Origin of the sequence: Mucilaginibacter sp. 21P, from assembly GCF_019331605.1 — a bacterium.
GTDB lineage: Bacteria > Bacteroidota > Bacteroidia > Sphingobacteriales > Sphingobacteriaceae > Mucilaginibacter > Mucilaginibacter achroorhodeus.
The window spans coordinates 2,126,995-2,149,604 of sequence record NZ_CP063061.1 but is presented as its reverse complement, the minus strand read 5'-3'; the positions used below and the strand labels follow the sequence as shown (position 1 = coordinate 2,149,604).

The window sequence follows — 22,610 nt, the reverse complement described above, 5'->3', positions numbered from 1 at the left end:
TTTCTGTCGTTCCTCAGGGTTTTCTATCAGGGGTAGGGGCAAAGTAACCCTATCAGTCAAACGCATTTTTAGCCCTTCTAAGGCACTTTCATTTTTAGGCGCATATTTCCACGCAAAAAAAATTCAGACACTTTAGAGCCAAATTTGAAAATCAAGTTAGTGTATTAGTATCAAGTAATGAGCAGAGATGACTTTCATGTCACTTCTAACTTAAAATTTTAATTATTATAGTTAATTATAAATAATATATAAATTATATATAATTATGTAAATCACTTATTTATATAATTTAAATGAAATTTTAATTTATATAAATAACAATTAAATTAAACTCAATTACTAATAAAATTAGCATAGCAAATTAAAAGAGGATTTAAATCGACTTAACGTAATGGTTATCAGTGTAATTATATTGATTAAATAATCAATAAATTTGAAGCATATCCTTAAGCTATATCCGGAATACTAAGTGTAACGAATAGCCAAAATATAAAATTGAATAAAAAGCTGGTAGTACTGCCAAGCGTATACATTTTGGAATCCCTGGTGAAAATTTCGAGGAATTTTCGACACATGTATCAAACTAATGATCCCGCCGAGCGGAGAGATTTTTGGCTCCAAACCACTCCATCATATTGCAAAAGCGATATCTTAATAGGGTCGGAATTGCAACCTCAACTGGAAAGTATTTGATAAAGATCTGAGCGAAGATTCAGCCCGTCTGCAATTCAAAAAAACGGCAGCAGTCGGTCTTTTATAAATCCCGCCTAAGACCTATACTATTTTTAAATAGCAACTAAAAAAATGTAGATTAGAGAAAAGCTTATCTCAGGAAATTATGAGCATCAAAAATATCGTTGCGCTTGTTATAGTCGTATTGCTTACGGTGATCATTATGCAAAATACAGATGGCGTGTATTTCCATATTTTATTCAGCACAGTGTATACATCAAAAGTGAAAATGCTTTTGCCGGTTGCCATCCTGGCTTTCATTTTAGGCGTGTTGGTTGCACGCCCTAAAAACAAGAAGTACAACATCAGCGAACACTATAACGATATCCATGGTAAAGAAGACCCCAATACACTAAGTGACGAAGACAGGGATTATATAAGTTAGTAGTTAGCGAGGTTTAATGGGTGATCATAGCACTTCAAGTATATTTACTTTGGCTTAGTTGGTACCTGGTCGGGGGTTAGTTTGCACCCGGTTATATGTTAGTTGTTATCTGCTTTGCGGTGGTTATTATCAAACGTTGTAAAAAACCCGGCAAGTTTCTTCCAGATCTTTTAAGTCGGGCTTGCTTTCAAAAATACCAAACACCGATGCGCCAGAACCGCTCATACTGGCGTATAAGGCACCACGCTCATACAAGCGTGCTTTTACGCCACGGATAACAGGATGATTGTTGAAGATGTGTGCTTCAAAATCATTTCGAATGTGCTTTTTCCATGCCGTTAGGGGCATATTTACCAGGTCGTATACAGTTTCCTTAACAGGAGTTGGTTTTACGCCTCTGTAAGCCTCTGCAGTGGAGACTTGGGCATCAGGCATTACCAGCGCAATATGGTAGTTTGATAGGTCGAGTTTTACCGGCTCAAACTCATCGCCCTTTTCAAAAGCGAAGACCGGGCGGTTGTTGATAAAGAAAGCACAGTCGGCGCCAAGCAACCGCGCATAGTCCATCATGGCGTCTTCATCCATGCCGAGCTCAAATTTTTCATTCATCAATTTGATGAAGAACGCAGCGTTAGCAGATCCCCCTCCCAACCCTGCACCTATCGGCACATTTTTGTGCAGGTGAATTTTTACCGGCGGTAGTTTTGGAAAATCTTTTTTGAGCAGGTGGTATCCTTGGATGCAAAGGTTATCCTCTGGCCTGCCAGGTATGTCAAGTCCTGATGATTGGAAGCTTAGCTCATCAGCCTTTATCACTTCCAGCACGTCATAAATTTTCACAGGGTAAAAAACCGTTTCAAGGTCGTGGTATCCGTCGGGCCGGCGGGCAGTGATATTTAATCCGATATTTATTTTTGCGTTCGGGAATACGATCATCAGCGATTGATTAACAACGGATGTATTTTTGCACATCAGTAGGATACCAAAATTAGATTATTTTTCTTTGTACCGAAGAACTGGCTTCGCCATAATTCGCTGCGCTGTCATTGAGTCATTGAGTCATTGACCTTGCTATCATTGAGTCATTATTAAAAACAATGACTCAATGACCTAATGACTCAATGACAACTAACCACCCAGCAAAGTAAAAATGAAACAGTACCTCGACTTGATGCGACATGTGATGGAAAACGGAGCGCAAAAGCATGACCGCACCGGGACGGGCACCCTCAGCGTTTTTGGTTACCAAATGCGGTTTAATTTGAAAGATGGCTTCCCGATGGTGACTACCAAGAAGCTTCACCTTAAATCCATCATTCACGAGCTCATCTGGTTTTTAAGCGGCGATACCAATATCAAGTATCTAAAAGATAACGGCGTGCGCATTTGGGACGAGTGGGCCGATGAGAACGGCAACCTTGGCCCGGTGTACGGCTACCAGTGGCGCAGCTGGCCTAAACCTGACGGCGGCAATATTGATCAGATTACCCAGGTAGTGAACACCATCAAAAACAATCCCGACTCGCGCCGCATCATGGTGTCGGCCTGGAACGTTGCGGATGTGAACCAGATGGCGCTCCCACCTTGCCATAGCTTGTTCCAATTTTACGTTGAGCCGGCTAATGCATCAAAAGGTGAGACCAAAGGAAAACTATCTTGCCAGTTATACCAACGCAGTGCAGATATATTTTTAGGCGTACCATTCAACATTGCATCTTACGCTTTGCTTACCATGATGATGGCACAGGTTTGCGACCTTGACTACGGCGACTTCATCCACACCTTTGGAGACGCCCATATTTACAACAATCACCTGGAGCAGGCACAACTGCAACTAAGCCGCGACCCACGCCCGCTGCCAACCATGAATATCAATCCTGATGTGAAAGATATTTTCAGTTTCAAGTACGAAGACTTTACTTTAGAAAATTATGATCCGCATCCGCATATCAAGGGTGTAGTTGCGGTATAGGCGTTAGTTTTGTAAATTTGAGATTATGACAACAACAGAAATTAAGGAAGAATTGCACAAGGCCATAGACAACGTGCCTGAAACTTCTTTAAATGAAGCTTTGGCATTTTTAAAATCACTACAATCAAACTCAGAAAAAAAATTAAAGCGCGCCAGAAATTTCGAAAGAATTCTCGAAGAGGATAAAGACGTTCTTGAAAGACTTGCTAAATGATAACTCTTCAAGAAGTATTAGAATTTCATAACGTAGTTATCGACGCTCATGGCGGCTCTAAAGGAATAAGAGACCAAGCCGGCCTTGAAGCCGCATTGGCACGCCCGTATATGACGTTTGATGGGCAAGACTTTGATCCAACAGCGATTGACAAGGCTGCTGCTATATTCGAAAGCCTTATAATCAATCATCCTTTTATTGATGGCAATAAGCGGACCGCGTATGTCTTACTTCGATTAACCTTACTCGACGAAGATGTCGATATCAATGCTACTCAAGACGAAAAGTACGACATGGCAATATTAGCCAGTATGGGTAACATTCATTTTGAAGAAATTAAAGATTGGATACAATCAAAACTTTCCTGACCCAATGACCATTTCAATTATAGTAGCCACAGCAGAGAACAATGCTATCGGCAAAAACAACCAGTTACTTTGGCACATGCCAAATGATCTTAAACATTTTAAGGACATAACATCGGGCCGCACCATCATCATGGGTCGCAAGACATTTGATTCGGTTGGTAAGCCGTTGCCTAAACGCCGCAATATTGTGGTGACCAGGCAGGATATTGAGATCCCCGGCTGCGAAGTGGTTAAATCAATAGACGAGGCTTTGGATCTCTGCAAAGGCGAAGACGAAGTTTTTATTGGTGGCGGTGCCGAGATCTACAGGCAAGCCATGGACAAAACCGACAGGATCTATTTAACAGTTGTTCATCATCAGTTTGATGCAGACACTTTTTTCCCAGAGATAGATCACTCGTTGTGGGCCGAAGTGAGCCGCGAGCGCCATGAAGCGGACGAGAAAAATCCTTATCCGTATTCTTACATCACACTTGAACGGCGCTAACAAAAACAGCGGAGATTTTGTTTCAATTAAAAATTTCATGCTTGTGAAATTTTATTAGATTTGCCGTCTTATTTAAAAAGCTTATAAACTAATTCATTACATATTTAATTCGCAATGCAAGGTAAAGGGGTTATTAAATTTTTCGCCATTGTGCTGGCTGTGGTATGTTTATACCAGCTATCATTTACATGGGTGACGCACAAAGTTGAGAGCGATGCTAAAGCGTACGCCAAAGGCAATGCCGAAAAAGAAAGGGCATATCTTGATTCTATTTCTACGCAACCGGTTTACCCGGTTTTTGGGCATACTTACCAGTACTGTGTTGATAACGCACTTGCTTTAGGTTTGGACTTAAAAGGCGGTATGAATGTTACCATGCAAATATCTTTGCGCGAGTTGGTGACCGAGCTTTCAAACAAAAACAAAGATGTTGTTTTTAACCAGGCGTTAGCTAACGCGCAGGCAAGAACGGTAACCGAACAAAAGGATTACATTACCCTTTTTGTTGACGAGTACCAGAAGCTTAATCCGAATGGTAAACTGGCTACTATTTTTGCCAACAACAACAACCAGGATAAATTAAAATTCAACTCATCAAACAGCGAAGTTGAAGCTTACCTGAAAGACCAGGCCAATACTGCAGTTCAACAATCATACACCGTATTGCAAAAACGTATTGACCAGTTTGGTGTAACACAACCAAACATTCAGTTACAAAAAAGCACTAACCGTATCCTTATTGAGCTACCTGGTGTTAAAGAACCAGAGCGTGTTCGTAAATTGTTATCAGGAACTGCGAAACTGGAGTTCTACCAAACTTTTGATAACAGCGAGATCTACGGTTTGCTTAATAACGTTAACGGTATTCTTGCAGCAAACGCTAAAAACAAAACAGCTCCAAAAGAAGATACTACAAAGGCTGCCAAGGCAGATACTGCTAAAGTTGCAGCTAATGCTAATAAAAAAGATTCTGCTTCTTCATTGTTAAGCAAGATCAAAACGGGTGCTGCTAAAGATTCAGCCGGTGTAAATAACAAATCGCAGCTGGCTGCACAAAACCCATTGTTTGCTGTTTTAACCCCAATGGTTTACCAGGGGCAAGATGGTTCGCCTCAGTTGGCTCCCGGCCCAATGGTTGGTTCTGCCGAGCAAAAAGATACTGCTAAAGTAGATGCATACCTGCGCAGTGCTGATGTTAAAGCGGTGTTACCACAAAATCTGAAACTGCTTTGGAGCGTAAAACCTGAAAAAGGCACAAAAAGATTTACCCTGTTTGCTATCAAGTTATCAGGTGCTGAAAATGGTGCGGTGCTAAACGGTGATGTGATCACTGATGCACGCAGCGATGTTGACCAATTGAAAGGCGGCTTTGAAGTTACCATGTATATGAACTCTCAGGGCGCACAAAAATGGAAAAACGTTACCGCAGAAGCTTCTGCAGGCGGTGGTAAAAAAGCCATTGCGATTGTTCTTGATGATAATGTATACTCTGCTCCTAACGTGCAGAACGAAATCACAGGCGGTGTCTCATCTATCTCTGGCGGTAACTTTACCCAGGAAGATACCAAAGACTTAGCCAACGTGTTAAAAGCAGGCCGTTTATTAGCTCCCGCCCGCATCATTGGTGAGGCAGTAGTAGGTCCGTCATTGGGCCAGGAAGCTATCAGCGCAGGTTTGCTATCTTGTATACTTGGTTTGGTTGTGATCCTGATATTCATGATCGCTTATTACAACCGTGCAGGTACTGTAGCCGTTGTTGCGGTATTGGTTAACGTATTCTTCCTGATGGGTGTATTGGTAAGCATCCGTGCGGTATTAACGCTGCCTGGTATTGCCGGTATCATTTTGATATTGGGTGTGGCGGTGGATGCCAACGTATTGGTTTACGAGCGCGTTCGTGAAGAACTTAATGCAGGCAAATCATTACGCATTGCCATTGCTGATGGTTTTAAACACGCATTGCCATCAATCTTGGATGCCAACATCAGTACATTCTTAACAGGTGTTATATTATTCGTATTCGGCTCGGGCCCTATCCAGGGTTTTGCTACCACGTTGATGATCGGTATTATAACCACTTTGTTCTGTTCATTACTGATCTCAAGGTTGATATTTGAATATATGCTTGAAAAAGGCTGGGATATTAAATTCTCTCGCCCTTGGAGCTCACATACTTTCAAAAACGCAAACTACAAGTTTGTTAAAAACCGCTACAAGTTCTACGCATTCTCTGGTTTGTTCATTGCTGCCGGTTTGATATCAATGTTTACCCGTGGTTTTAACTACGGTGTGGATTTTGGCGGTGGCCGTACCTACGTTGTTAAGTTTGCCCCATCGGTAACTACAGAGCAGGTACATGATGCTGTAGATGCTACGCTTGGCCGAGGTACCGAAGTTAAAACTTACGGTTCTGATAAGATCAGCATTACTACTAACTACCTGATCAATGATAACGCAGAAAGCGCTGATGCTAAAGTTGAAGCTGCTTTGATCAAAGCTTTATCGGCTAACCCTGCTACCAAGATCACGGCTGATAACATATTAAGCCATCAAAAAGTAGAAGCTACCGTTGCCAACGAAGTAAAATCATCTGCCAAGTGGACCATCATCATCGCTATTATTGTTATCTCTGCGTATATCCTTATCCGTTTCCGCAGATGGCAGTTTAGCTTGGGTGCGATGGTTGCAACTGCGCACGATTCATTGCTGGTGTTATCGTTCTTCTCTTTGTTTAAAGATGTTCTTCCGTTCTCTTTAGATATCGACCAGGCCTTTATAGCAGCTTTGCTTACCGTTATAGGTTACTCTATTAATGATACAGTTGTTGTGTTTGACCGTATCCGCGAGTTTTTACATAATGAGAAAAACCCGGATCAGGGCGAAGTTATTAACCACGCCATTAACAATACTTTAAGCCGTACCATCATCACCGCATTAACCGTGGTGTTGATATTGGTTGTGTTGTTCGCATTTGGTGGTGACGTTATCCGTGGTTTCTCATTCGCATTATTGATAGGTGTACTGTTTGGTACTTATTCATCAATTTGCGTTGCCTCACCGGTAATTGTTGACTTCGGTGATAAGAAGCTGAAATAATAAAACTGAATAGTACTTGATCAAGCGAGATCAATTACTATTTAAAGTGTCATAAAATTTATTTTAAAAGACTTCAAAGAACTTTTGGAGTCTTTTTTGTTTTACAACTATTAGCCCAACAGTGTATAATGTGTTTTAAATCTTCCTTGTAGACAGGTTTGAAGGGCTTTCTAAAACAAACAAAATAAACGGCATGGATGCAATAAATACATCAAAATTCCCAACGGTAGTTATCATAGGCGGCGGTTTCGGCGGGATTCAGGTGGCCAAGCAATTGAAAGATAAACCGGTTGAGGTTATCCTCATCGATAAACATAATTACCATACTTTTCAGCCGCTGCTTTACCAGGTGGCGACCGGCAGCTTAGAGGCCGAATCTATTGCTTTCTCGCTTAGAAAGAACTTCGACAATCAAAAGAACCTGCGTTTCAGGCATACTGAGGTGTTAGGCATCGATAAGGTATTGAATACGGTTCATACAGATATTGGCCCGATCAAATACGATTACCTGGTTATCGCCACCGGCTCTACCACCAATTTCTTTGGTAATAAAGAGATAGAGCATTTCGCCATGCCGATGAAATCGATACCGGAGGCTATGAACCTGAGATACATGGTGCTGCAAAATCTCGAGGAAGCTATTTTAAAGCCCTCTCGTGAAGAAAGAGCGCCGTACCTATCCTTCGTATTGGTTGGCGCCGGCCCTACCGGTGTAGAGCTTGCAGGGGCTTTGGCAGAATTACGCAATCACGTATTGGATAAAGACTACCCCGAACTGGCTAAAGATGAGATGAAGGTTTACCTCGTAGATTTTCTGCCGAAGGTATTGGGCCCTTTCTCCGATGAAGGCTCAAAAGCTGCAGAGGAGTTTTTAAAGAAGATGGGCGTTGAACTCCTGCTGGGCGTTAAGGTAGAAAGCTATAACGGTGAAGAGATAAAATTTGAGGGCGGCAAAAGTATTGCAACTAAAAATGTGATCTGGAGTGCCGGTGTTATGGGTGTTGTGCCCGATGGTATTGAAAAAGATGCCATTGAACGCGGTAACCGTATTAAGATCGATAACATTTGCCGCGTGGTGGGCAGCCAGAATATCTTCGCTATTGGTGACGTGGCTGCTATGATAACACCAGAAACGCCTAAAGGACACCCGGGTGTAGCACAGGTTGCTATACAGATGGGCGAAACTACCGGCAAAAATATTATCCGCTTAATAAACGGCGAGCCTACCGAGGCATTCAAATACAACGATAAAGGGTCATTAGCTACTATTGGCCGTAACAAAGCTATTGCGGATCTTGGTAAATTGAAGTTCCAGGGATTTTTTGCCTGGTTAATATGGATGTTTGTGCACCTCATTTCATTGATGGGTGGGCGTAACAAGGTGATCGTGTTTATCAATTGGGTGGCCAGCTACGTAACCTACAATGGCGGCAGCCGTTTAATAATCCGTAACTTTAAACGAGAAGAACTTGTAGATAAACATCAGCAAGTATCACAACCTGATTAAATGACCGATCATATTAAGATTACCGAATGCCCGCGTGATGCCATGCAGGGTCTGCACGATTTTGTACCTACTGACGTTAAGGTAGCTTATATAAACCTACTATTACAAGTAGGCTTTGAAACCATTGACTTCGGCAGCTTTGTTTCGCCTAAATCGATACCGCAAATGCGGGATACCGCTGAGGTTTTAAGCAAACTCGACCTGAGTACAACCCGCTCTAAATTATTAGCCATTATAGCCAATTACCGTGGCGCTGAAGATGCAGTAAAACATGAGGAGATCTCTTATCTGGGTTATCCCTTCTCCATTTCAGAGACCTTCCAGATGCGGAATGCAAACACGACAATCGATAAGGCTTTTGACGATGTTAAATGTATTAACGATCTGTGCGCTGCCAATAATAAGGCATTGCTTATCTACTTGTCTATGGGTTTTGGCAATCCTTATGGAGATGAGTGGAGCAACGACATCGTTTTAAACTGGGCGCAGAAAATGATAAATGAAGGCATTGGTTACATTGCCCTTTCTGATACCATTGGCATTGCCAAACCGGAACAGATAAGTAGTTTGTACCCTTCCTTGAAGAAATTATCAGACATAACCGAGTTTGGTGTTCACCTGCATTCTACACCCGATACCTGGCAGGAAAAGATAGCCGCTGCCTACGAAGCAGGCTGCAATAAATTTGATGTAGCGCTTAAAGGTTACGGCGGTTGCCCGATGGCAAAAGATGACCTCACGGGTAACATTGCTACTGAGAACTTGGTGGCCTTCCTGCTGCACCAAAATGTGCCATTAGACCTTGACCTGGACAAACTTGCCGAGGCTATGGATTATTCGGCTAAAGTATTTGGTTGATCTACACCTTCAGCTTTACGGCAGGGTTAAACCTAACAGCACGTACCACCTGCAGGCAAACCGTTAGCGCCACAATAGCCAACGATATAGCCAGTGCTATCAAAAAAGGCGCAAAAGATAAGTGCACGCGGTAAGCAAACGTCTGTAACCATTTATCAGCTATCAGGTATGATGCCGGCCAGGCAATTATATTAGCTATAATAACCGTGTAGAAAAACGGCTTGGTAAGCGTTACCATCAACTGCTGCCCCATGGCACCAAATACTTTGCGAATGGCAATCTCCTTCATCCTTATCCGTATAGCATTCGCCGCCGATGAGAAGATCCCCAACGAAGCAATAAACAACGCCAATGCCGAAAAGAAATAAAGTACCGTTTGCAGTTGTTCTTGTTTAATAAACAGCCGCCCATACAGCTCATCTAAAAAGTGATAGCTAAAGGTATCTCCATCAAGCTTGTTTATATCTTTCCATTGCTTTCCTAATGTACTCAGCATCGCAGGGATTGCCTTGCCCTCCGCGCTGATCATGATCTGCGTTTTGGTGAGGTTGCAATGGTTGTTCATGACATAAACCGTTGGCTGTATATTCTCCTCAAAGCCATACGCTTTTACATCATTAGTAACGCCTATAACTTTGTACCTGCCGCCGCAACCATTAATGGTTTCGCCCAAAGGGTTGGGCAGATCCATAGCCTTTGCAGCTGCCTGGTTGATCACCACAGCCGCAGAATCGCCGGAGTAGGATGAGTTAAATACCCGACCTCCTTTTATGCCGATACTTAGTGTCTCAAAGTATTCATAATCTACCCCGATGGTGTTCATGGTAACGGCTTTGTTGTTAACAGTGTACTCGTTAGATATGGGCTTAATTCCACCCGGCACGTTCGTACTTACCGTTACATGCTTAACGCCGAGGATGGCTTTAATTCGGTCGCGGACAGGAGTAAATTTATCCGGAGTGTTAAAGATCGCCAGGTTATCCACATACACTACTTGCCTTGCGGTAAACCCTGCATCTTGTGTGCGCATGTATCTTATTTGCTGGTTTATTACCACCAATGTTATCACAAAAAAAATAGCAAAAGTAAACTGCAGCACGGTGATGCCTGTTTTAAGCCATGATAACCGCCCTCCTGCCGTAAACTGATCGCCGCGAAGCACCACAGCCGGATTAAAGCCCGCCATTAGCAAAGCAGGATAAACGCCTGCAAGCAGTGTCAACGCTATCAGCATTGCAATTAACTGAATGACTATATTTAGTCCAATGCCTGAAATGAGCAGATCGACACGCAATAATTGATTGAAATAAGGAAGGCCCGCAACAACCAGCACAAACGCAATAGCTAAACCTATAATGCACTGGATAAAAATCTCTAATATGAATTGCAGCGCTATCTTGCCCCTTTTTATGCCATTCACTTTCTTTATGCCAACCTCTTTGGCTCGCCTGCTGGCTTGCGTGATGTAAAGATTGGTAAAGTTTACGCCGGTAACCAAAAGTATGATGATGGCCAGCGCCATTAGTCCCTTTACAATATGATCGCCGACCGGCGAACCATAATGCGGTTTAAGATGCAGGTTCTGCAAAGCATCCAGATATATGGCCGGTGCGCCCGGACTAATGGATTCACGCGCTGCCCTGCTGGTATCGGCGAGGGCTGCTTTTTTGTAAATAGCGTCTATTTTCTTTGATAATTGCGCAATGTTTGCATTAGGTTTTACCAGGATATACGTTTGGAAAACACGGCTGCCATAGCTCTGATCCTTGCCTGAAGCAATATCGTTTGAAAAACCAATGCAATCAAATTTGAAATTGGTATTACCGGGTATATCATCAACCACACCTGCCACGGTAAAAGGCATACCCGACTTCGACATCATATTCACCGTTTTGTTGATGATGGTTTCGTGTTTCGGGAACAGCACCTCCGCCGTTTCCTTTGAGAGTAAAGTGGTAGGTAACTGATTGTCGGGCTTTAGGTTAAAACCTTTAGGCTTTATACCTAATATTTTTGCGATAGAATAATCTGCACCGGCCCATTTCTTGATCAAAAATCTACCGTCGGATGTATAAAAAGGTATCTGAAATAGCGCCGTGTTTGTCCTGCCGACTTCCTCTATCTCCGGGCATTGGGCTTTTAAGGTAGCTGCTAATGGTGCCGGTGTGTAAGGCGATGGGCCATTGGGCAACTCGCGCTCTACTAAATAAACGCGCTTATAATTTTTGTTCCACTTATCGTAGCTGGTTTCATGATCTACGTACAGCGTTACAAATATAAATGCGGCCAATCCTAAAGCAAGGCCTGTAATGTTTAATAAGTTATACCATTTCGCTTTTAAAAAAGTGCGGAAGGCAATTTTAAAGTCTAAGTTATTCATGGCGATAAAACATTATCGCAAAATAATATTTTATTTTTAAAATTTAAACAAAATATTATTCCTTATAATATCTCAATACTCTTTCACCATTTTGTAATGCTGAATACCCGCTTCTTCAAACTGCGGGCCCGAAGGCTTGAAGCCAAATTTTTCGTACAAGCCTACCGCCTGCACTTGCGCGTGGAGATAAACATAGTTAGCATGGGCAGGCAGATCTGCTAAAACAGCTTTTATCAAAGCTTGCCCTATACCGCAGCCACGGTATTTGTCCAGTACCGCAAAACGTTCTAATTTGTACCCTTTATCGGTTTTCCGATAACGGGCGGCACCGGCAGGTTGGCCTTCAACAGTCGCAAGGAAGTGCGTAGCTGCATCATTAAACTCGCTCTCCAGATCGGGTGGGCAATTTTGTCCGTCAACAAAAACTTCGCGCCTTATGGCAAATGCTTTTTCAAGATCAATTGGGTCACTTATGCGTTTTGCTTCTGTTTCTAACGGCATTTTGATAATGCTTTTTGGTTTTCAGGCTGGTTATCTTTTCGTTGTGGTTTTCCTCCGCAGCGTCTATCGAGTGCGTGCACGTGATATCGTCATCTTGTCCCGCCAATTTAGCCAATTTCACATAAAATTTGGCTAACTGGTCAAGTTCAGTTTCGGTAAGATCCTCAATGTTTACCATACGGTTACTTGCTCCCTGGTGAGATGCCAGCAACTCGTTTAGCTTCAAGTGTACCGCTTTTGAATCCTTATTCTGCGATTTCTGGATCAGGAATACCATTAAAAAGGTAACGATTGTTGTGCCTGTATTGATAACCAATTGCCATGTATCAGAATATTTGAATACCGGCCCGGTTATGATCCAAATAATAATGACGGCTGTTGCAGCGATAAAAGCAGCAGAGCTACCTGTAGCAATGGTTGCCCAGTTAGCAAATCTTTCAAAAAAGTTTTTGTTGCGGTGTTTTTGTATGGCCATGATTTGTAGGGTATTTAGCCACAACTAAAAAAAAGCGCCAATGTTTTTCAACATCGGCGCTTTAAACTCCTTTTAGCTATATTGTTACAATTTGCTATTCACATCAAGGCAGTTAAGGTCGGCAAAAGCCTCTGTTAAGCGTTTAACAAAAGTTTCTTCGCCTTTACGTAACCATACGCGTGGATCGTAATATTTTTTGTTCGGAGAATCGTCGCCATCAGGACTTCCGATTTGCGATTGCAGGTAAGCTTCCTTTGATTGATAGTAATCTTTAATACCTTCCCAGAAAGCCCATTGCATATCAGTATCGATATTCATTTTGATTGCACCATAAGAGATAGCTTCGCGGATCTCTTCCTGGCTTGAACCAGAACCACCATGGAAAACAAAGTTGATAGGTTTCTCAGTAGTAAGGTTATGTTTTTCTTTTAAGAATTCCTGTGAATTGTGCAGGATAACCGGCATCAATTTAACATTACCCGGTTTGTATACACCGTGTACGTTACCAAAGGCAGCCGCAACAGTAAAACGGTGGCTAACTTTTGATAATTCTTCATAAGCGTAAGCAACTTCTTCGGGCTGGGTGTAAAGGCGTGAGCTGTCAACATCAGAGTTGTCAACACCATCTTCTTCACCACCGGTTACACCAAGCTCTATCTCAACAGTCATGTCCATTTTAGCCATGCGTTGTAAATATTTAGCCGAGATCTCGATGTTCTCTTCAATCGGCTCCTCAGAAAGGTCGAGCATGTGTGATGAGAACAATGGTTTGCCGGTTTCGGCAAAGAACTTTTCGCCGTGCTCTAATAAACCATCTATCCATGGCAATAATTTTTTTGCGGCATGGTCTGTATGTAAAATAACCGCAACACCGTAGTGCTCGGCTAATAAATGCACGTGTTTAGCTGCAGATACAGCGCCCAAAATGCAGGCTTGCAGTTTTGAGTTATCTAATGATTTGCCTGCGTAAAACTGTGCACCACCGTTTGATAACTGAATAATTACAGGAGAATTAACTGCCTTGGCAGTTTCCATTACAGCGTTAACAGAGTTTGTACCAATTACGTTTACCGCAGGTAATGCAAACTGATGTTTTTTAGCTGCTTCAAATAGTTCCTGCACTTGATCGCCGTGCAGAACGCCTTTATAATTTTTTAAATCCATGAGCATTTGTTTGGGCTTCGAAGTTATAAAAATTTAATGTTTTGCCTAATTATTATCATCTATTTTTGATTTAATAAGCTGAAATATAAGCGAATTAGCTGCAATCAAAATAATTCTACCTTTTTAATAGGCATTCATAGAAAGTTAATAGTGTAATATATACAACAAGCCCGGTGGGTTACTGCCTGAAATACAACACTAAATGCTTTATAAACCGCAGCATAGTGTGCCGGTTAAATTTCTGCAATCATTTACAAGCTTTTTTTGTTTCTTTGCAGTTACTTTTAACCACTTTTAAGATATGGCTTGGTTTAAGCGCGAAATTAAAGGCATTATTACCACTACAGAGGAGAAGAAGGAAGCACCAGACGGTATATGGAACAAGTGCCCAAATTGTAAAAAACCGCTTCACTACTCTGAACAAGTTGAAAACCAGTACGTTTGCCACTATTGCGGTTTTCACTTACGTATAGGCTCCAAAGAATACTTTTCGGTACTGTTTGATGAGAACCAGTTTACCGAACTATTTGCAGAACTTCGTTCCGGCGACCCCTTAAATTTTACCGACAGCAAAAAATACAGCGACAGGCTTAAAGAAACTCAAAGTAAAACCGGCCTTACCGATGCTATCCGTGCTGCCGTTGGCAAAATGAACGGACAGGACATTGTTATTGCCTGTATGGATTTTAACTTTATAGGCGGCTCAATGGGTTCTGTTGTGGGCGAAAAGATTGCCCGTTCTATCGATTACAGCATTGAGCACAAAGTGCCCTTCCTGATGATCTCAAAATCTGGCGGTGCACGTATGATGGAGGCTGCTTTCTCGCTGATGCAGATGGCTAAAACATCAGCAAAACTGGCGTTGCTGGCACAAGCTAAAGTTCCGTACATATCTTTATTAACCGACCCTACAACAGGTGGTGTTACCGCATCGTATGCAATGCTTGGCGATATCAACATTGCTGAACCCGGCGCATTGATAGGTTTTGCCGGCCCGCGCGTTATTAAAGAAACTATTAAGAAAGATCTGCCCAAAGGTTTTCAAACAGCAGAATTTGTATTAGAGCACGGTTTCCTTGATTTCATCGTTGACCGCAGGGAGATGAAAGAGAAATTGGCATCATTCCTTAAGATGCTTGCACCTTACGGAATTAAAGAAGAAGAACCTGCTAAAGCTGAATAAGCTTTGTTTAAAATATTGTAAAGGCCATCTACAAGGATGGCATTTTTTGCTATTTAAAATTTATGTCATTGCGAGGATCCCGATGAATATCGGGAGACGTGGCAATCTCATCGCATTGGTCTTAACGCGATGAGATTGCCACGCTATCGCTCGCAATGACATGATTTATTTTTTTGCATTCCCATAGTCCCTAACTGGTCGAAGTTTAGCGACAGCGTCAATTCGACCGAGGATGGTATAAGCTTTCGGCTTACGCAAGCAGAATGCTTGCTTCGTTCAAGGTCGAAGCTATAAGCTTTAACCAGTGTAACTCCTACCCTCTTTGCGCAGCAGAGAGGGTTGACCAGCGAAGCGCAGTCGGGGTGAGTCGACCCCACCAAAATAACCCACTTTCAAAAACAAACACGATATTTGTAAGTTGAATTACTAAAGTGAAATTAATATGGGCAAGTTCCCCGTTCCTGATAAAACGTTGTTTATATGTACCGGCGGCAAATGCGCTAAACGTGGCGGAAAAGATACTTATAAAGCTGCAAAGAGGTTTGCTAAATACAGCGGACAGGATATAGAAGTGATACGTATAGAATGTACAGACCGGTGCGATTGGGCACCGGTCTGTACTATATCTCCCGGCAATATCTGGCTAAAAGAGTATTCGGAGAAGGATGTTTTAAAACTGATGACCGATTAATTAATCGGCTGCTTCGCTGTCGTATTTGATTTTACCAACGTGGCGGTCAATTTCCCACGCACCGGTACCTTCAACACCAATAACCTCAAACAGCTCAAGCGCACGGCGGGCTTTGTATTCTTCCTCGCGTTGCTCTTTCAGGAACCAGTTTAAAAACTCATTGGTTACATAATCCTGCTCGTTTAAGCAGCGTGCGTAGATCTTCTTGATAGATTGCGTAACGCTTATCTCCTGGTCAAGCGCATCCTCAAATACCTCGCGGAATGAGTTATACTCTTGCTTAATACCTGTAACCTCCGGTGATACGGCATTACCGCCCATATCCAGGATATATTTGTAAAACTTTAGCTGGTGATGGCGCTCTTCTTCTGCCTGCTTAAAAAAGTATTCTGAAGAATAATCAAAACCGTTACGGTTACACCATGAAGCCATGGCTAAATATATAGATGAAGACAATGCTTCTTTCCTTACTTGCTGGTTTAAAAGCTCTTCTACTTCTGTAGAAAGAAGGCTTTTTACGCGGATCAGATCTTTCATATTGTGTATTTAGATTATTGTTAAACTTTATGGTCAACAAGCGTGCCGACTTAAGCATTTAAACAATAATACGGCTCATTTGAGCCATCCGTTCAAAATAAAAGCAATATGAATTCAGTCTAAATTATTAAACAGCAGTGCGGTACAGCTTATCGTGAAGAATATTGTTCAACTGTAACATTACAAATGTGCCTTGTAACAATTCTTTGAGCTCGATGATCTGCAGGAGTGTGAGGATATACGTATGGTCGCAGGCACAAATGAAAATGATCTCAACATCCGGATCTTTTGATGAATCGAGGAGTTTAGCTTCAATATCAATGTGGTAAACGGCTTTCTTTAGCTTTTGCAGACAACGGTAATCAAATTTGGCCACCTTGCCGGCGAAATTGATGTACCAGCAAGTTTCGGCGTCGCATTGGTAAACTGTGCCTGCTTTGGTGCTGAACACATCTTCCCAAATCCCTGTTTGTGTTTCTGTAAGCGTTGTAACCATTTCTGACAACAAAAGTCACATTTATTTATAATTAATCCAAATAATGTTAATAATTATTTATAATGATTATTAACAAGCCTGCTACATTTACAAAATGAAAATAAAGGCTTGCATTTTTGACCTCGATGGTGTACTTGTTGATACCGCTGTTTACCATTACAAAGCGTGGAAACGCCTCGCGAACGAATTAGGGTTCGACTTTACCGAGCACCAGAACGAGCAACTAAAAGGTGTAAGTCGTATGGCCTCCCTCGACCTGATACTGGGCTGGGGTGGAATTAAAGGTATGTCTAACGAGCAAAAAATAGAACTCGCCGACCGCAAAAATACCTGGTACACCGAGATGATAGGCGCAATGACACCTTCTGAAATATTGCCCGGCGCCAGAGATTTTGTTATTGCATGCCGCAATGCAGGGCTTAAAACGGCTATAGGCTCGGCCAGTAAGAACACCCCTACTATATTGCAAAAATTAGACTTGCAATCTTTATTTAATGCTGTGATTGATGGCAACAGCGTAAGCGCCCCAAAACCAGACCCTGAGGTATTTTTAAAAGGCGCTGAAGCCTTAGGTGTATCGCCAGCTGATTGTGTGGTATTTGAAGATGCCGTTGCGGGTATTGAAGCTGCCGTAAATGGTGGCATGAAAACGGTAGGTATCGGCTCACCTGAGGTGCTAACTAAGGCAGAGAAGGTTGTGAGTGGCCTCGACAAGATCACAGTAGTAGAGTTGGACACGCTTTAACATAGAAATGCCTGCTACCCTCGCGGCGGCAGGCATTCACACACTCAAATTGAAACTCAAAATTCTTTACTGAACTACCTGTTCAGTTTGGCGCGCTCGCGGATGATAACTTTTACAGCGTGAGCCAAAAAGGTTTTCTGCTCTGCCGACAACAAGTTCACAAAACCGTCGCCATCAAAGCTGTACACCACATGGTTTTTATCATCATTTTCAGCCCTTAACTTCTTGCCATCCTCATCAAAGAAGAGATATCCCTTGTCTGAGATATGCGCCACACTTGTTGAATCGCGACTGAAAACGACACTTCCCGAAAATTTGATCTCCTGTTTATGATCTTCGCTTGTGTTGATGATACGGGTTGTCCTACCTCTGTTGCATCCAGCCATTGAAGCTAATGCGCCTATGGCTATAATTAAAAATCTTACTTGCCTGTTCATTGTAATAAGTATTTACACAAAATTAAACATTACATGGTATTATGCAATACATAGTACTATTTTAAATCACAATTTATTGATTCACAGTTACTTAAATTTAAGTAAATAAAGTTTCGTATCGTTTTGGGCGTTGCCATCAATATGTAACAGAAACATTACAGTTCCTTACTTATTGCCACATATAATTATGGTTATTATTATATACTTAACCAATTGGCTTAAATTATGCCCCGGAAGCGATTAGTGCTGTTCGCCCTGTTTTTCTTACCTGTAGCTGCAATTCTTACGCAATGCTTAAGCAACAAGGGGATCGCCGCTACAGATCCGCGAGGTGAAGATTATACGGGAGCTAAAACATGTATTAGCTGCCATAAAAATATTGATCAGTCCTACATACATACGGCGCATTATCTCGCTTCTTCCCTCCCGTCTGATAGTAGTGTTCATGGCAGTTTTTTTAAGGGAAATGATTCTGTGTACTATAATGATCATGCACACATCATGATGCAGAAAACAGACAGCGGGATATACGAGGCAAGTTTTATAAACGGACAGCAGGTAAACCGCGAACGAATTGACCTGGTAACAGGCGGCGTAAAAGGTGAGACCTATCTATACTGGAAAGAAAACGAATTATTTGAGCTACCGGTCTCTTACGATAAAACAAAAAGCAAATGGATAGTAAGCCCCGGGTTTGATACAACCATAGCCAGTTTTGATAGGATGGTTAATCTTAGATGCATGGAATGCCACGCATCTTACGCCAAAACAGGGCCGGGCAAAGTTGCCAGCTTTTCGGGCGAATCCGTTGGTTTTGATAAAAGCTCTGTAGTGCTAAAGATAGATTGCGAAAGATGCCATGGCCCCGGCAGGCAGCATGCCGAATATCAGTTTAGTAATCCGGACATAAAAACAGCGAAGTATATCACCCGTATTCAATCGCTTTCACAAACGCAGCAAACAGACCTTTGCGGCACCTGTCACTCGGGCACGCAAACTGATAATAGCCGTTCGATATTTGAATTTAAACCGGGTGATAAACTTGCCGACTTTAAGAAAAGGGCCGCCTCTGCAGGGCCGCCGGATTTAAAGCACCTGGATGTACACGGCGATCAGCTTGAAATGCTTAAAACTAGTAAATGCTTTAGCGCATCCAAAATGAATTGCTCAAGCTGCCACGATGCGCATAAAAAACAGCACGACGAGGCTTTGTACTTTGCTGCAAAATGCGAAACCTGCCACAGCAACGCCAATCATAAGCTTTGCAAAATGACAGGTAAAATCGATGCCGCTGTACTGCGCTCTAAATGTATAGATTGCCACATGCCACTATTGCCCTCAAAAGCGATAGTGAACGAGCAGCAATCTGTGATGATACGCACCCATCACATCGGCGTATATCCTGATGAAACAAGCAAGATATTGCAATATTTAAAGGCAAAAAAATAAGCGCCGGTTACCCGGCGCTTATTTGATATTGGATGGTCTAAAGACTATTTTTTAAAATTATTCTGCAACACAATAAAGGGTAAATGTTCATTCCAGGTTGGTGCAAAATTAGGCTGGAACATAAATCCGCTGGCGTAATTGCCTAATAATATATCCGGTTTGCCATCTTTATTAATATCCGTTATATCCATGCTCATCCAACGGCCATATTGGCTTACGGGTACGCTGTGAGGCTTAAACTGCATTGGTTTTTGTTGCTCAAAATAGATAAACTCCTCTGCAGGCTTTTCTTTCATATCGGCAAAGAACGCGATAGTGGCAATGTCAATATCGCCATCACCGTCAAAATCGGTTGCTATAGCTTTAGTTGCACCATTTATCGGGTAAAACCATTGTTGCTCAAATTTGAAGTCGCCTTTGTTTTTGTAAATGTATAGGCCGTGATAGGGTTTTAAAATGCGGGAATCATGGAAATTGTAGCCGCAGGTATATATCAGATCAAGGTTGCCATCATGGTCAAGGTCGGCCAGCTGAAAACTGGTAGATCCATTCACCGGTGGGAACCGGAGTAGCTCCTTTGTCGTAAATCCGCCCTTTTGATCATTCAGGTACAAAGCTAATCCTTCGTTACCAATGCCGTAAAGCACCATCAGATCGGGCCAGCCATCCTTGTTAAAATCCTGTGCTATGGCTTGTACCGCACCTGCCCTATCAGCAATAGTTGTCTGCTTTAGTGGTTTATCGTTTGCATCAACCTTGAGCAGGTAAACACCTCCTTTTTTGAAACCTTCCCCACATACCACAATCTCATCTTTGCCATCCTTATCAAAATCAGCACTGATGGTCTGTACTGGTCTCGGCATGTCACCGGCAATGTCAAAAGTCTTGTTGCCGCCATTTAATTTTAAACCCTGTATACGGCCATTTGGGTAATCTACATGATCTATGCGACCAACCGCAGATATAACGGCTGTACCATTCTTTTGCAGTTGTATATCCGTAGCACCCGATGAAAGCGTAGTTAGTACTTTGGGTTTAAGCTCGGTATCCCACTCGGTTAAATTAGAAGCCACCAGGTCACTGGTGTAGATCTTCCCCGTAGCAGGATCACCTTTAATGGTGGTTGTAAAGGATACATCTGCAACCTCATTTGGCTTACGTAAAGTAAAGCCTGCCCAATCGCTACTTAATGCAACCGGCGCCTGAGCAGGTTTTAATTCTGCAGGAGCAATTTTGTTATAGTAATCAACTATCGCCTGCCAGTGTACTAAAGAGATTCCACCTGTATCTGTCGGCTTTTTAAAAAAATCGCTGCCGTAGGTAGATATCTTAAGGTAATCAGCCATTACAGGCAGGGCATGCATTCGCCATACATCTTTAGTAAGCGCGTTAGCTGGCACCAGGGCATGGCAATTTGTACAGTACTGCTGGGTAAGGTACTTACCATCTGCAACAACATCGCCGGTAAGCTTATAACTGGCGGCAGTTTTTGGCTTACAGCCTTCGATCCCCGCACTTATTGATAGCAGCACCGAACCTGTTACCAACGCACTTACGATAAAAGAATTACGTTTTAAACTCATATACCTCCCCTGATTAATTCTCTAACTTAAGCGTATTCCAAATATAATTTCCAATTTCCCTACCCTGCTTAGCCGCCGCATCAACACTAAATTTATAGTGTATACCGCCATAATACCTGCTTATAGACGTTTCATCACAAGCCTGGTAAAATGATTTAAAGTGCCTTTGCATACCTATGTATCGCAGATCGCTGGTATCCTGATATTCAAAATTATCACCGAACAGATGAGTTAAAACCACTGCTGATGCTGCACTAATATCGCTATGCCCACTTGGATATTCAGGAAACGGTGGCGTTTGCAGCAGCGGCAGCCATTTAGGGTCTATTTTATCGTTTATCACCGTAACCGGCCTTATGTATTCCGTGGTGTATTTAACCTGCCAGCCGCATATAAAAGCATCGTAAAGCGCAATGGCTGTCATGGCATAAGCCTGGGCGGTTTTGGCAGCATCAGCCTTTGATTTTTTGCAGGCTATGGCGGTAATGCCTATCCAGTGGCCGCCTGGGGTTATCTTTTTATTTACGAACATCATGTGCCCGTTGTGCTGTATCACAAATGGGTTATCATCCCAAAACTTAGCGATCTCTACCTGTTCTTTAGTTAGCTTTTTGCTTTGTTCGTAAACATTAAGGTTTTGCTTAAAGTACGTGCTGTTTTTATCCTCGCTGTAAGGAGGTGGCGGCGGCAAAGGAAAATCAGAAGACGATTTTACTACGAAAGTTTCCATGGTTCCCCAGCAAAACTCTACCCCATCAAGATAATCGGGAGCGGTTGGGCGCCATTTGCCGTTATCACGGCTCCCTAAAAAGCGTGGTTTGCCTCTTGTTTTGGCGTAATTGTCAAATTTTGCCCTTGCTAAAACAGCCTTACCAATGGTATCCCCAAATGCTAACGAGCGATTAAAGGTCTCCTCATCAAGATTATCCTTATACATGGCAAAAACCTTGTCTTCGTATCGCTTCAATGTATCAACCGAGAAAGTAACCTTATGGGCAACGGTGAAAAGCGCCCTGGTAGCAGCAAGAGCGTAGTTATACTTTAGCCCTTTTTGCGGGACAGGCATAGTTTTAAATCCCTTGAGCTGGTTGGCTATAGAATTGTATTTTGGATTTTGGAACCTCATGGCCTCGTAAGCTGCCAGCGTTGTGTATCCATAAATGCGGCTGGCAACCGGCGGGCTAAAAGCATCATATATGATAACCTGGGTTAGCTGGTCAACATTCTCGTGTAAAACATCGGTATCGCTTTTCAGCTTTATCTTTTGTTTGTGGTTACAGCCGGCAATAATTAAACTTATCGTAAAAGCAGCGGCTAAAACCTTCAGGCTCCTCATCATTATGCGTTGTA

General features: G+C 42.4%; 22 protein-coding genes. 12 read left to right on the top strand and 10 right to left on the bottom strand.

The annotated features are described in order from the left end of the window. Positions 1 to 838 precede the first annotated feature (838 nt). Positions 839 to 1,117 (top strand): hypothetical protein, encoded by a 279-nt coding sequence (locus INP83_RS09810; RefSeq protein WP_219127276.1) that lies wholly within the window; start codon positions 839 to 841, stop codon positions 1,115 to 1,117. Positions 1,118 to 1,246: 129 nt separating this feature from the next. Here the strand turns inward: INP83_RS09810 and ispE are convergent, their stop codons facing one another. Next, positions 1,247 to 2,089, bottom strand: a complete 843-nt coding sequence (ispE, locus tag INP83_RS09805; RefSeq protein WP_370630602.1) for a 4-(cytidine 5'-diphospho)-2-C-methyl-D-erythritol kinase — start codon at positions 2,087 to 2,089, stop codon at positions 1,247 to 1,249. Positions 2,090 to 2,267: 178 nt separating this feature from the next. On the opposite strand from ispE, the gene INP83_RS09800 reads away from it, so the two are divergent. The 7 genes from INP83_RS09800 (at position 2,268) to INP83_RS09770 (ending at position 9,619) form a co-directional block, all read left to right on the top strand. Next, on the top strand, positions 2,268 to 3,089 hold the full coding sequence (locus tag INP83_RS09800) for a thymidylate synthase (protein ID WP_219127274.1): 822 nt from the start codon (positions 2,268 to 2,270) through the stop codon (positions 3,087 to 3,089). 25 nt (positions 3,090 to 3,114) lie between these two features. After that, positions 3,115 to 3,303 carry a hypothetical protein gene (locus INP83_RS09795; protein WP_219127273.1) on the top strand — a complete coding sequence of 63 codons (189 nt, stop codon included), beginning with the start codon at positions 3,115 to 3,117 and terminating at the stop codon, positions 3,301 to 3,303. Further along, positions 3,300 to 3,671 (top strand): type II toxin-antitoxin system death-on-curing family toxin, encoded by a 372-nt coding sequence (locus tag INP83_RS09790; RefSeq protein ID WP_219127272.1) that lies wholly within the window; start codon positions 3,300 to 3,302, stop codon positions 3,669 to 3,671. The genes INP83_RS09795 and INP83_RS09790 overlap by 4 nt, the downstream gene beginning before the upstream one ends. A 4-nt stretch (positions 3,672 to 3,675) precedes the next feature. Continuing rightward, complete coding sequence (locus tag INP83_RS09785; RefSeq protein ID WP_219127271.1) at positions 3,676 to 4,158, top strand: dihydrofolate reductase; 483 nt, start codon at positions 3,676 to 3,678, stop codon at positions 4,156 to 4,158. 114 nt (positions 4,159 to 4,272) lie between these two features. After that, positions 4,273 to 7,254, top strand: a complete 2,982-nt coding sequence (gene secDF, locus INP83_RS09780) for a protein translocase subunit SecDF (protein WP_219127269.1) — start codon at positions 4,273 to 4,275, stop codon at positions 7,252 to 7,254. A 193-nt stretch (positions 7,255 to 7,447) separates the two neighbouring features. Beyond that, the gene (locus INP83_RS09775) at positions 7,448 to 8,761 is read left to right on the top strand and encodes an NAD(P)/FAD-dependent oxidoreductase (protein ID WP_219127268.1); all 1,314 of its coding nucleotides are present in this window, start codon (positions 7,448 to 7,450) and stop codon (positions 8,759 to 8,761) included. Further along, positions 8,762 to 9,619: a hydroxymethylglutaryl-CoA lyase gene (locus INP83_RS09770; RefSeq protein WP_219127267.1), complete on the top strand. Its 858-nt coding sequence runs from the start codon at positions 8,762 to 8,764 to the stop codon at positions 9,617 to 9,619. 1 nt (position 9,620) lies between these two features. Here the strand turns inward: INP83_RS09770 and INP83_RS09765 are convergent, their stop codons facing one another. The 4 genes from INP83_RS09765 to fbaA form a co-directional block, all read right to left on the bottom strand. After that, complete coding sequence (locus INP83_RS09765) at positions 9,621 to 11,999, bottom strand: ABC transporter permease (RefSeq protein WP_219127266.1); 2,379 nt, start codon at positions 11,997 to 11,999, stop codon at positions 9,621 to 9,623. A 72-nt stretch (positions 12,000 to 12,071) separates the two neighbouring features. Further along, a complete protein-coding gene (locus INP83_RS09760) occupies positions 12,072 to 12,500 on the bottom strand; it encodes a GNAT family N-acetyltransferase (RefSeq protein ID WP_219127265.1) in 429 nt (142 codons plus the stop codon). Beyond that, positions 12,466 to 12,975, bottom strand: coding sequence for a low affinity iron permease family protein (locus INP83_RS09755; RefSeq protein WP_219127263.1), 510 nt, complete (start codon positions 12,973 to 12,975; stop codon positions 12,466 to 12,468). The genes INP83_RS09760 and INP83_RS09755 overlap by 35 nt, the downstream gene beginning before the upstream one ends. 84 nt (positions 12,976 to 13,059) lie before the next feature. Then, positions 13,060 to 14,139 (bottom strand): class II fructose-bisphosphate aldolase, encoded by a 1,080-nt coding sequence (gene fbaA / locus INP83_RS09750; RefSeq protein ID WP_219127262.1) that lies wholly within the window; start codon positions 14,137 to 14,139, stop codon positions 13,060 to 13,062. 301 nt (positions 14,140 to 14,440) lie between these two features. Here fbaA and accD point away from each other — a divergent pair, with 301 nt between their 5' ends. Continuing rightward, complete coding sequence (gene accD, locus INP83_RS09745; protein WP_219127261.1) at positions 14,441 to 15,322, top strand: acetyl-CoA carboxylase, carboxyltransferase subunit beta; 882 nt, start codon at positions 14,441 to 14,443, stop codon at positions 15,320 to 15,322. A 442-nt stretch (positions 15,323 to 15,764) separates the two neighbouring features. Then, on the top strand, positions 15,765 to 16,013 hold the full coding sequence (locus INP83_RS09740; protein WP_219127260.1) for a (2Fe-2S) ferredoxin domain-containing protein: 249 nt from the start codon (positions 15,765 to 15,767) through the stop codon (positions 16,011 to 16,013). On the opposite strand, the gene INP83_RS09735 is transcribed toward INP83_RS09740, so the two are convergent. Further along, positions 16,014 to 16,550, bottom strand: coding sequence for a ferritin (locus tag INP83_RS09735; RefSeq protein WP_219127259.1), 537 nt, complete (start codon positions 16,548 to 16,550; stop codon positions 16,014 to 16,016). 127 nt (positions 16,551 to 16,677) lie between these two features. Further along, positions 16,678 to 17,046, bottom strand: coding sequence for a hypothetical protein (locus INP83_RS09730; RefSeq protein ID WP_219127257.1), 369 nt, complete (start codon positions 17,044 to 17,046; stop codon positions 16,678 to 16,680). 94 nt (positions 17,047 to 17,140) lie between these two features. Here INP83_RS09730 and pgmB point away from each other — a divergent pair, with 94 nt between their 5' ends. Further along, positions 17,141 to 17,791, top strand: coding sequence for a beta-phosphoglucomutase (gene pgmB, locus INP83_RS09725; protein ID WP_219127255.1), 651 nt, complete (start codon positions 17,141 to 17,143; stop codon positions 17,789 to 17,791). Positions 17,792 to 17,865: 74 nt separating this feature from the next. On the opposite strand, the gene INP83_RS09720 is transcribed toward pgmB, so the two are convergent. Next, entirely contained in the window at positions 17,866 to 18,228 is a 363-nt protein-coding gene (locus tag INP83_RS09720) for a hypothetical protein (protein WP_219127253.1), read from the bottom strand. A gap of 501 nt (positions 18,229 to 18,729) precedes the next feature. Between INP83_RS09720 and INP83_RS09715 the strand changes: the two genes are divergently transcribed. Then, positions 18,730 to 19,677: a multiheme c-type cytochrome gene (locus INP83_RS09715; RefSeq protein WP_219127252.1), complete on the top strand. Its 948-nt coding sequence runs from the start codon at positions 18,730 to 18,732 to the stop codon at positions 19,675 to 19,677. A 44-nt stretch (positions 19,678 to 19,721) separates the two neighbouring features. Here the strand turns inward: INP83_RS09715 and INP83_RS09710 are convergent, their stop codons facing one another. Continuing rightward, complete coding sequence (locus tag INP83_RS09710; RefSeq protein ID WP_219127251.1) at positions 19,722 to 21,260, bottom strand: VCBS repeat-containing protein; 1,539 nt, start codon at positions 21,258 to 21,260, stop codon at positions 19,722 to 19,724. Positions 21,261 to 21,273: 13 nt separating this feature from the next. Further along, positions 21,274 to 22,599 (bottom strand): vanadium-dependent haloperoxidase, encoded by a 1,326-nt coding sequence (locus INP83_RS09705; RefSeq protein ID WP_219127250.1) that lies wholly within the window; start codon positions 22,597 to 22,599, stop codon positions 21,274 to 21,276. Positions 22,600 to 22,610 lie beyond the last annotated feature (11 nt).

Coding starts and splice junctions, on each gene's coding strand:
- INP83_RS09810 (WP_219127276.1), top strand. CDS start 839: ATGAGCATCAAAAATATCGTTGCGCTTGTTATAGTCGTATTGCTTACG.
- ispE (WP_370630602.1), bottom strand. CDS start 2,089: ATGTGCAAAAATACATCCGTTGTTAATCAATCGCTGATGATCGTATTC.
- INP83_RS09800 (WP_219127274.1), top strand. CDS start 2,268: ATGAAACAGTACCTCGACTTGATGCGACATGTGATGGAAAACGGAGCG.
- INP83_RS09795 (WP_219127273.1), top strand. CDS start 3,115: ATGACAACAACAGAAATTAAGGAAGAATTGCACAAGGCCATAGACAAC.
- INP83_RS09790 (WP_219127272.1), top strand. CDS start 3,300: ATGATAACTCTTCAAGAAGTATTAGAATTTCATAACGTAGTTATCGAC.
- INP83_RS09785 (WP_219127271.1), top strand. CDS start 3,676: ATGACCATTTCAATTATAGTAGCCACAGCAGAGAACAATGCTATCGGC.
- secDF (WP_219127269.1), top strand. CDS start 4,273: ATGCAAGGTAAAGGGGTTATTAAATTTTTCGCCATTGTGCTGGCTGTG.
- INP83_RS09775 (WP_219127268.1), top strand. CDS start 7,448: ATGGATGCAATAAATACATCAAAATTCCCAACGGTAGTTATCATAGGC.
- INP83_RS09770 (WP_219127267.1), top strand. CDS start 8,762: ATGACCGATCATATTAAGATTACCGAATGCCCGCGTGATGCCATGCAG.
- INP83_RS09765 (WP_219127266.1), bottom strand. CDS start 11,999: ATGAATAACTTAGACTTTAAAATTGCCTTCCGCACTTTTTTAAAAGCG.
- INP83_RS09760 (WP_219127265.1), bottom strand. CDS start 12,500: ATGCCGTTAGAAACAGAAGCAAAACGCATAAGTGACCCAATTGATCTT.
- INP83_RS09755 (WP_219127263.1), bottom strand. CDS start 12,975: ATGGCCATACAAAAACACCGCAACAAAAACTTTTTTGAAAGATTTGCT.
- fbaA (WP_219127262.1), bottom strand. CDS start 14,139: ATGGATTTAAAAAATTATAAAGGCGTTCTGCACGGCGATCAAGTGCAG.
- accD (WP_219127261.1), top strand. CDS start 14,441: ATGGCTTGGTTTAAGCGCGAAATTAAAGGCATTATTACCACTACAGAG.
- INP83_RS09740 (WP_219127260.1), top strand. CDS start 15,765: ATGGGCAAGTTCCCCGTTCCTGATAAAACGTTGTTTATATGTACCGGC.
- INP83_RS09735 (WP_219127259.1), bottom strand. CDS start 16,550: ATGAAAGATCTGATCCGCGTAAAAAGCCTTCTTTCTACAGAAGTAGAA.
- INP83_RS09730 (WP_219127257.1), bottom strand. CDS start 17,046: ATGGTTACAACGCTTACAGAAACACAAACAGGGATTTGGGAAGATGTG.
- pgmB (WP_219127255.1), top strand. CDS start 17,141: ATGAAAATAAAGGCTTGCATTTTTGACCTCGATGGTGTACTTGTTGAT.
- INP83_RS09720 (WP_219127253.1), bottom strand. CDS start 18,228: ATGAACAGGCAAGTAAGATTTTTAATTATAGCCATAGGCGCATTAGCT.
- INP83_RS09715 (WP_219127252.1), top strand. CDS start 18,730: ATGATGCAGAAAACAGACAGCGGGATATACGAGGCAAGTTTTATAAAC.
- INP83_RS09710 (WP_219127251.1), bottom strand. CDS start 21,260: ATGAGTTTAAAACGTAATTCTTTTATCGTAAGTGCGTTGGTAACAGGT.
- INP83_RS09705 (WP_219127250.1), bottom strand. CDS start 22,599: ATGATGAGGAGCCTGAAGGTTTTAGCCGCTGCTTTTACGATAAGTTTA.